Origin of the sequence: Clostridium sartagoforme AAU1, from assembly GCF_000401215.1 — a bacterium.
Taxonomy (GTDB): domain Bacteria; phylum Bacillota; class Clostridia; order Clostridiales; family Clostridiaceae; genus Clostridium; species Clostridium sartagoforme.
This window is the reverse complement of the sequence record NZ_ASRV01000030.1, coordinates 1-9351: the sequence shown is the minus strand read 5'-3', so window position 1 is coordinate 9351 and position 9351 is coordinate 1. Positions and strand designations below refer to the sequence as shown.

General features: G+C 27.3%; 9 protein-coding genes. 7 read left to right on the top strand and 2 right to left on the bottom strand.

What is annotated here, in order from left to right:
• The first annotated feature begins 40 nt into the window (after positions 1–40).
• Positions 41–826: a peptidase MA family metallohydrolase gene (locus A500_RS02570; RefSeq protein WP_016206024.1), complete on the top strand. Its 786-nt coding sequence runs from the start codon at positions 41–43 to the stop codon at positions 824–826.
• Between the two features lie 213 nt (positions 827–1039).
• Here the strand turns inward: A500_RS02570 and A500_RS02565 are convergent, their stop codons facing one another.
• Positions 1040–2704 carry a glutamine--tRNA ligase/YqeY domain fusion protein gene (locus A500_RS02565; RefSeq protein WP_016206023.1) on the bottom strand — a complete coding sequence of 555 codons (1665 nt, stop codon included), beginning with the start codon at positions 2702–2704 and terminating at the stop codon, positions 1040–1042.
• A 484-nt stretch (positions 2705–3188) separates the two neighbouring features.
• Between A500_RS02565 and A500_RS02560 the strand changes: the two genes are divergently transcribed.
• From A500_RS02560 to A500_RS02550, 4 genes are all read left to right on the top strand, one after another.
• Positions 3189–4064 (top strand): CPBP family intramembrane glutamic endopeptidase, encoded by an 876-nt coding sequence (locus A500_RS02560; RefSeq protein ID WP_016206022.1) that lies wholly within the window; start codon positions 3189–3191, stop codon positions 4062–4064.
• Positions 4065–4243: 179 nt separating this feature from the next.
• A complete protein-coding gene (locus A500_RS21610; RefSeq protein WP_278245072.1) occupies positions 4244–4591 on the top strand; it encodes a DeoR family transcriptional regulator in 348 nt (115 codons plus the stop codon).
• Positions 4592–4605: 14 nt separating this feature from the next.
• On the top strand, positions 4606–5001 hold the full coding sequence (locus A500_RS21605; protein WP_278245071.1) for a DeoR/GlpR family DNA-binding transcription regulator: 396 nt from the start codon (positions 4606–4608) through the stop codon (positions 4999–5001).
• 19 nt (positions 5002–5020) lie between these two features.
• Positions 5021–5806: an HAD family hydrolase gene (locus tag A500_RS02550; RefSeq protein ID WP_016206021.1), complete on the top strand. Its 786-nt coding sequence runs from the start codon at positions 5021–5023 to the stop codon at positions 5804–5806.
• 247 nt (positions 5807–6053) lie between these two features.
• On the opposite strand, the gene A500_RS02545 is transcribed toward A500_RS02550, so the two are convergent.
• Entirely contained in the window at positions 6054–7844 is a 1791-nt protein-coding gene (locus A500_RS02545) for an alpha-amylase family glycosyl hydrolase (RefSeq protein WP_016206020.1), read from the bottom strand.
• Between the two features lie 354 nt (positions 7845–8198).
• Between A500_RS02545 and A500_RS02540 the strand changes: the two genes are divergently transcribed.
• Complete coding sequence (locus A500_RS02540; RefSeq protein WP_016206019.1) at positions 8199–8882, top strand: pseudouridine synthase; 684 nt, start codon at positions 8199–8201, stop codon at positions 8880–8882.
• A gap of 187 nt (positions 8883–9069) precedes the next feature.
• Positions 9070–9351 (top strand): hypothetical protein (locus A500_RS02535; protein ID WP_016206018.1); only part of this gene is annotated, 282 nt, incomplete at its 3' end.

Here is a 9351-nt window from a genome sequence, read left to right as displayed (position 1 = left end):
AAAAATTAAATATATAGGTTTATGATATATAGGAGGTTATATGAAAAGTTTAAAATTAAAAATAGGGTTGTTATTAAGTTTTATTATAATTGGAGTTATTTTATTTATTAATTTTTATAAACCTTATGATAAAGAAAAAGAACTTTATAAGGTTTTAAAGGGAAAGAACTTTACTTACTATAGTTATACTAAAGATAATATAAAGAAAATTAAAGATTTAAATAAATATATTAATTCAATATATGATGACTTTGAAAAAAATATGGGTGTAGATATAGATAGTAAAATAGATGTTATGATTTATAAAACATCTAGTGACTTAACATCAGCTATAGATTTTGGATCATATAAAAGCTTAGAACCTTTAGGTGCAGCAAATGGAGTAGGAATATATATAGTAGAAATTCAGAATGGTTCTGATATCAAGGAGACATTTAGGCATGAATTAATTCACAAGTTAACATCTGCTAGAAATGTTTCTATGGATAATGCAGCTTATGAATGGTTATCTGAGGGAATAGCATATTATAATACATATTTTGATAATAATATATATTATAGAACTAATAATGCTTTAAGAGTGGCAGCATTAACAAATAATCTTCCAGACTTAAGTAAAATATTAAAGAATTCAAGTTCTGTAACTGATGAATGGGGATATCAAGCATATAGAGCTATAGTTGATTTCGTTATTAGTAAGTATGAGAATGATAAATTATTAGAAATAATAGATAATGTTGGAGTAAAAAATATAAATGAAATTTTAAATTTGTCAGAAGAAGAATTTATTGAAGAGTGGAAAAATTTCATGATTGAAAATTATTAATTTTTATGGGAGATATCATATTTATATCTCCTGGGATTATATTATAAATATATATTTTATATAATTATTAAACTATTACGAATTAAAAGTGGATAAGTTTATTTATAATTTTTATACTATATATTACCAACATTGGTTTAAAATAGAAACTATAAAAAGAGAGCTACAACAGCAGCTCTCTAAAATTTTATAATTCTTTCATTCTTTAATTATTTAATTATTAATTTTGAATGAGCTCTTAAGTGAAACTATTCTGTTAAATACAAGCTTATCATCAGTAGTGTACTTAGGATCTACATTGAAGAAACCATTTCTTACTAATTGGAATTTATCTTGTGGTTTAGCCATATTAGCAGTAGTATTTTCAATATATCCCTCTAAAACTTCTAATGAGTTAGGATTTATTTGTTCTAAGAAATGCTTACCTTCATTTTCAGGAGCATCATCTAATATTAATGGCTCATAAAGTCTAAATTCAGCAGGTTTAGCAGTTTTTGCATCTACCCAGTGAATAGTTCCTTTAACTTTTCTTCCAGTAAATCCAGAGCCACTCTTAGTTTCAGGATCATAAGTACAATGTAACTCTATAACATTACCATTTTCATCTTTTATTACATCGTTACACTTAATGAAGTAAGCACCAATTAATCTTACTTCATTACCTGGAAATAGTCTAAAGTACTTTTTAACAGGTGCTTCCATAAAGTCTTCTTGCTCTACATAGATTTCTCTTGAGAATGGAACTTCTCTTGTACCAGCTGCTTCATTTTTTGCATTGTTTGGAACTGGTAGCATTTCACTTTGACCTTCTGGATAGTTAGTTATAACAACCTTCAATGGTCTTAAGATTGCCATAGCAGCATTAGCTTTAGGTTGTAAATCTTCTCTTATAAAATACTCAAGCATTTGAGAATCTACAAGAGAATTTGCTTTAGAAACTCCAATTGCCGTGCAGAAGTTTCTAATGGCTTCAGGAGTATAGCCCTTCCTTCTTAAACCAGACACTGTAGGCATTCTTGGATCATCCCAACCATCAACTATATTTTCGTCTACTAGTTGTTTAAGCTTTCTTTTACTCATAACAGTATTAGTCATGTTAAGTCTAGCAAACTCTATTTGTCTTGGAGTGCTTTCCATTTCACATTCTCTTACAAACCAATCATAAAGAGGTCTATGATCTTCAAATTCCAAAGTACAAATTGAGTGAGTTATTCCTTCTATTGCATCTTCAAGTGGATGAGCAAAATCATACATAGGATATATGCACCAATTATCACCAGTGTTGTGATGAACAGCATGTGCGATTCTATATATAATAGGATCTCTCATATTTATGTTAGGAGAAGTCATATCTATTTTAGCTCTTAATACTTTTTCTCCATCCTTAAATTCACCTTTTTTCATTCTTTCTAATAAATCAAGATTTTCTTCAACTGATCTATTTCTATAAGGACTTTCTTTGCCAGGTTCAGTTAAAGTTCCTCTATATTGTCTTATTTCTTCTGGTGTTAAATCACAAACATAAGCTAATCCTTTTTTTATTAGAAGTTTTGCCTTATCATACATTATATCAAAGTAGTTTGAAGCAAAATAAATATTATCCCAATTACCACCAAGCCACTTAACATCTTCTTTAATAGAGTCAACATATTCGGTATCTTCTTTAGTTGGATTCGTATCATCAAATCTTAAATTGAATTTTCCATTAAATTCTTTTGCAAGACCTGAATTTAAAACTATTGACTTAGCATGACCAATATGTAAATATCCATTTGGTTCAGGTGGAAAACGAGTTATAATCTCATTATGTTTTTTGCTTTCTAAGTCTTCAATTATTATATTTCTTATAAAGTTAGATGAGTTAATTTCATTTGACATATACATACCTCTCCTGTACAAATTTATCTTTTTATTACCTTATATATTAGTTATATACTATTTTTTTCTTTTAAATCATATTTTTATATATTTATGATTAGTCTTAAATCGCAAAGCAATTTCCTGGTGCACAGTTAACAGTTTTTTGAATAAAGTAACAGGTAGTAGGTAACAGGTTATAAATTTAGTAGTGAAAACGAAAATTAAAGACTTTTTACTCTGTAAAATTAAATTCTCTGTTCCTTGTTACTTGTTCCATCCCACCGATTATAATCAGAAACTGTGAACTGAAATAAATAGTATCTTAGTTTTACTTTTAATTTTAAACTAAGGGAGAGAAAAAATAAAGAGAAAGTATGGTAAAATAGAGTTTTTTATGTAAAAGGCTGATTTTTTATAAATATATGGATAAATATTACAGTATGGTATATAATTAGAATTAATAAAATTTAATGAAAAATAATACTAGAAGGTAGGGGGAGAAATGAAGGGAAAATTTAAAAGTTTTTTTGGGGCTGCAGGATATTTATTATTAGCGTTTTTGATTCAAGTAATAGTTTCAGTAGTGGTAGGAGGTACTATAGGAGTTATTTACACAATTAATAATATAAATGAAATCACCGCAAATGGTCCTAATATAGAAGACATGACTAATAGTATCCTAGGTTTAACAAACTATATACTTTTGGCTTCATCTATAATAACAGTACTTACATTTTTACTGATTTATAAAGTAAGAAAGAAAAGTACTAAAAAAGAACTACAAATAGTTAAAACAAAAAATATAAATCTTATTATTGCAGGAGTTCTTGGAGTATGTGTATGGCTATTTAATTCTGGAGTATTAAGTTTAATAGAAGAAGCAGGATTGCTTACAAAATATTTCGATGTCATGAATCAAATACTTTCACCACTAGCGGAAGGAAGTATAATTATTTCAATAATAACAGTAGGAATAGTTGCTCCATTTGCAGAAGAGTTCTTATTTAGAGGTGTAATATATAAAACGTTAAATAAAAATATATCTATCACTTGGACAATAATCATACAAGCGGTATTATTCGGTTTATTTCATGGAAACTTAATTCAAGGCTCTTATGCAACATTGTTAGGATTGATTTTTGGATATGTGACATATAAAACAAAATCATTATGGCCAGCAATAATAATGCATATGGTTAATAATACTATAGCAACGATACTACCTATGTTTTTATCGGAATCTATTATGGTAACAGGTACTTTTATAGGTTTTATGATATTTGGAATCATAGGAATTGTAATATCACTTTTATTAATTAAGAAAAAAAATAATGATGATGAAAGTGAAGAGTTTAGCTTTATTAACTATAATAATTAAAAATTAATATTTAGGAACTGTATAATGCTTTATTAAAATAAGTAATTATACAGTTCCTATTCTTTTAGAAAGATTATTGTCTAATGTTTCTAGTTATTTAATATTGAAAAATAATAATAAATGATATAAAATAATAATAAACAATAACAAACAATAAAGAGGCGGTGATTCAATTGTTTATGGAAGAAAGATTAGAAGATATATTAGAAATGATTAAAAAAGATGGTAAGGTAAGGGTAAAAGAACTAAGTGAAAAATTTAAGGTTTCTGAAGATATGATTCGTAAGGATCTAAGCAAGTTAGAAAAAGAAGGCAACATAAAAAGAACATATGGGGGAGCAATTCTAGAGAGAAAAATAATTCATAATGATAATACTACTTCAAGGATTATAAGTAATATTGAAGAAAAAGAAAAAATAGCAAAATTAGTTATGGATGAAATACAAGAAAATGATGTTATATTTATGGATATTTCAAGCACTAACTATACTATTGCAACTATGATGACTGGATTTAAAAAAATATAACATTGATAACAAATATGAATAGAATAGCTATGGAATTTGATTCAATGCCAAATATTGATATAATACAGTTAGGTGGAATTTATAATAAAAAAATAGGGGGAACTATGGGTGCTTTTACTGTGGAAGAAATTAAAAAATTTAAAATAGATAAAGCTTTTATTGGTGTAGGTGGAATTAATATAGAAGATAACTTTGTTAGTAATTTCAATTTAGATGAAGTAAGTACAAAGGAAGCAATTATAAAAATGAGTAAAAAGAAGTATCTAATTACTATTAATGAAAAATTTTATAGTGATGGATCATATAAATTCTGTGAATTAGATGACATTGATTATATAATCACAGATAAAAGACCAGAAGAAGATATAATTGATGGCTTAGCAAAGCATAATGTAAAAGTGGTATATTAAAATAGGAGTGATAAATCAGATGATAAAATTTATAGCATCAGATATGGATGGAACTTTATTAAACGAAAAAAATGAAATAAATAAGGAGTTTTTTGACATTTTCAATAAGCTTATTGAGAAGGATATAATATTTGCAGCTGCAAGTGGAAGACAGTATTACAATTTACTTAAGAGATTTGATAAGATAAAAGATAACATGATGTTTATAGCTGAAAATGGAACTTTTGTGGTATATAAGGGAGAAGAAATTATAGTCAATTCATTAGATAAAGATGTAGCAGTTGAGCTTATAAAGATCGGTAGAACTATAGAAAATTCATATGTAATAGTATGTGGTAAAAAATCAGCTTATATAGAAAGTAGAGAAGAAAGATTAGTAAAGGAAACAAAGAAGTATTATGAAAGATATGAAATAATTGAAGATTTGACCAAGGTTGAGGATGATATACTTAAAGTAACTATATGCGATTTTTCGGGCTCTGAATTTAATAGTGATAAATACTATAACGAATATAAAGACAAGCTTCAAGTTACTGTTTCAGGAGAAATTTGGCTTGATATAACAGCTAAAGGAGTTAATAAAGGAGTTGCTATAAATAAAATTCAGGACATGTTAAATATAAATCACAAAGAAACAATGGTATTTGGAGATTATCTTAATGATTTAGAAATGATGGGAAGTGCCTACTATAGCTTTGCTATGGAAAATGCCCATGATGATTTAAAAAGGGTATCAAGGTTTATTGCAAAAAGTAATAATGATAATGGAGTAGTAGAAGCAATAAAAGAAGTTGTAGGTCTATAATTTCCTTCCTTTAGTTTTTCAGTGGACATATGTAAGTTAGCGTTGACTTGGAATGAAGTGACAAAATAAGTCAATTTACATATGTCCACTTTTTATACAAATTTTAATTAAATAAACACATAAATTTCAAAATATATAGTTTAATACATATTATAGCTTTAAACTAATATTATTAAGTTTAAATATTAATAATTGTTCTCTCATCCCTGCCACCTGACATCTGTTACCTAATCCATGTTCCCTCATATCACTTATCCACTTTTTCCAGTAATACAACACCATTAATATCCGCGTTAACAGTAATTTTATTATCCTTAACAGTGTACTTCTTTCCAGTATAAAAATCTCTTATAGATGTAGAATTCTCCCATATAGATGATACATTTATAGTTGTTTCACCAGAAAGGTTAGTAGCAATTATAACTTTATCATTAATATTATTCTTAGTATAAGTTCTACTAAATATATAAGGAGAGTCTTGTAATTTTTTATGAGTACCAGCTCCTATTGAAATATGGTTAGATCTAAATTGCCCAAGCTTTTGCCAGTGAGATAAAACTGTTTGATCTAAGGTGTCCCAATTCATATCAGATCTTGAAGGTTGATCTTTAGCAGTAGTTATAGTATTAGTTGAAGCTTTACGGTTAGATTCATCACCATAATAAATTTCTATGCCTCCTGGAGATAATATAAGTTTTGTACCTAAATTTATCATATTACCTCTAGTTAATCCAGTATCATGTGAGGATATATAACTTAAAATATTAAATGAAGGATCAGAATTTATTTTATCATCATATTCAGAATAAATTTCTTCAAGAGAATCTAGGCTATCACCTTTTGGAAACTTAAAGTTTATTATAGAGTCAAAGCCATTAGCGTAGTATTCATTTTTTTCAATTCCTTGTCCAAAAACTTCACCTGTCATCCAAAAGTCATCAATCCATTTAGCACCAGGCTTGTTTGGATTATTTTCTCTCCAAGTTTTTAAAGCTTTATTTGATTCTTCTTTTAATTCTTGCCATCTATACATATCTATATGTTTTGCAGTATCACATCTAAAACCATCAATTCCAAATTCTTCTACCCAAGCTGATAACCACTTTATTATATACTCTGAAGGAGCTATATCTAAATTTTCTCTATATTTTTCAGCAGAAGGAATTATCCATTTATTATTTTTTTCTGTAGAGTCTTTTATCCATTTTGTTTTAAGTATTGGTGGAATATCTACAGGATTTGTGGATTCTGTTTTTATATCTGGTAATCCAGAAAGATTCATGTTGATATCATTTGTACCACCAGGAGTATATCCAGGTAATCCGGCTCTTATCCAATCAGGACCCCACCACTTAGCCCATTCTTCCTTATGACCAGAATAATCTACTATAGTTTTATTATAAGTATCAAAATTTTCAGTTTCACTAGGAGTCCAACTAGAAATATCAACTGTATCATTTTTTGTTGGAGAAAAATCATAATCAGACATATCTTTTAAGGTAGAAAATCCAGTATGATTCATTACTACATCCAACACAACTCTTATTCCATTTGAATGAGCTAAGTCAACAAATTCTCTCATTTCTTGGACAGTCCCCATATTCTTATCTATTGAAGTCCAATCCAAAGCATAGTACCCATGATAACCATAATGAGCAAAGGAACCATTAGAGTCTCCAGATATAAAACCATGTATTTGTTCTACAGGTGATGTAATCCAAATTGCATTAATTCCTAAATCACTAAAATAACCTTCTTTTAGTTTTTTAGTTAAACCCTTAATATCTCCACCATGAAAAGTTCCAACAGTAGATCCTTTAGAATCGACCCCAACCCTTCCATAGGAATTATTATTAGATTTATTGCCATCATAAAATCTATCAGTCATCACAAAATAAAGACTAACATTATCCCATGAGAAAGCTTTGTTTTCCAAATCCTTGTTTTTTTGTTTAAAATAATTAAAAGAAATTATTATAGAAAATAAAATTAAAATTATTGATATTGATAAATAAATTACTTTTTTTTTCTTCTTCATAGTATCCTCCTTAAGAAGTTTATTAAGATGAATTTAACACAGTTCATTTATGACAACAATTAAAAATGGTGCGAAGAAAATATATTTGGACTGAAATACAAAAATACAATTTTATTTCAGTTCACAGTCACAATTCATAGCTATTTTCTCAGGTAAAAGGATTAATATGAAACTTGTTCCCAGAAATCTGATATCTGCTACTCCTAACACCTGACACCTGTTACTTGTTCCCTGTTCCTTAATACTTGTTCCCTGTTTCCCCCTTATAATAGATAATTGAGAACTGTCTCTTGTGAACTGTGAACTATTAAGTATATAATATAAAAATCAGAAACAGAAAGGATAATTTGCATCGTGAGGATAAATAAATTACTAAGTAATTATGGATATTGTTCAAGAAAAGAAGTAAATAGATGGATTAAAGATAAAAGGATAATTGTTAACGGAAGGTTATGTGAACAAGGTCAATGGGTAGAGGAAATTGATGATATATTATTAGATGGAGAAAGAGTAAATCCGAAAGAAAAGGTATATATAGCATTGAATAAGCCACCAGGTGTAGTTTGCACTTCAGCAAATGATATAGAAAATAATATAATTGATTTTTTAAATTACAAGGATTATATTTTTCCTGTTGGAAGATTAGATAAAGATTCCCAAGGACTGATTTTAATGACAAATGATGGTGAATTAGCAAATAAAATATTATTTTCAGATAGTTATCATGAAAAAGAATATATTGTTACAGTAGATAGAGGCTTTGATGATGAGTTTATTGAAAGAATGTCTAGGGGAGTTGAGATATTGGGAACAATAACTAGACCATGTAAATTAAATAGAATAGATAAAAATATATTTAGTATTATTTTAACTCAAGGTTTAAATAGACAAATTAGGAGGATGACTAAGGCTTTTGGATACAATGTTATTAAGCTAGAGAGGATACGAATTATTAATATAACATCTAAAGATATAGAATTAGGTCAATGGAGAATAATAGAGAAAAATGAAGTGCAAGAGCTAATTAAAATGATTTAATTAATGATAAATTTTATAAAATTAAATAAAAAAACAAATTTAGGACTTTAGTCCTATTTTTTATGACTATTTTTGATGAAAATAGGACTTTAAAATTATAAGAAAAAGTATAAAAATATAAGTATAGGGTAATTTGTAATAATTTAGGGATTTTATTGGGGCTTTATAAAAATTAAAGGAGGCTTATATGGATTGTATTAGTATAGATGATATTCTATCCACTACAGTGTTGTATGAAGGGTTTTTTAATTATAATGAATTCTTTAAAATTTCCAAAGAGAGCGTAAAAAGATTTTTATCAATAACTAATAAGTATAAAGATAATTGCATGAATTCGGACTTAGGGAAGAAGGAAATATATTTAGAAGATAGTAATGGACATTTTTCAAGAGAATTTATATATAAGTTTAATGATTATGTGAAAATTAATAAGATAAAATATTCATCATTTAATAGAGAACTTATTTAT

Excerpts from the sequence above, each read along its gene's own strand:
- A500_RS02545 (WP_016206020.1), bottom strand. The coding sequence starts at position 7,844 with ATGAAGAAGAAAAAAAAAGTAATTTATTTATCAATATCAATAATTTTA.
- A500_RS02565 (WP_016206023.1), bottom strand. The coding sequence starts at position 2,704 with ATGTCAAATGAAATTAACTCATCTAACTTTATAAGAAATATAATAATT.
- A500_RS02550 (WP_016206021.1), top strand. The coding sequence starts at position 5,021 with ATGATAAAATTTATAGCATCAGATATGGATGGAACTTTATTAAACGAA.
- A500_RS02560 (WP_016206022.1), top strand. The coding sequence starts at position 3,189 with ATGAAGGGAAAATTTAAAAGTTTTTTTGGGGCTGCAGGATATTTATTA.
- A500_RS21610 (WP_278245072.1), top strand. The coding sequence starts at position 4,244 with ATGGAAGAAAGATTAGAAGATATATTAGAAATGATTAAAAAAGATGGT.
- A500_RS21605 (WP_278245071.1), top strand. The coding sequence starts at position 4,606 with ATGAATAGAATAGCTATGGAATTTGATTCAATGCCAAATATTGATATA.
- A500_RS02570 (WP_016206024.1), top strand. The coding sequence starts at position 41 with ATGAAAAGTTTAAAATTAAAAATAGGGTTGTTATTAAGTTTTATTATA.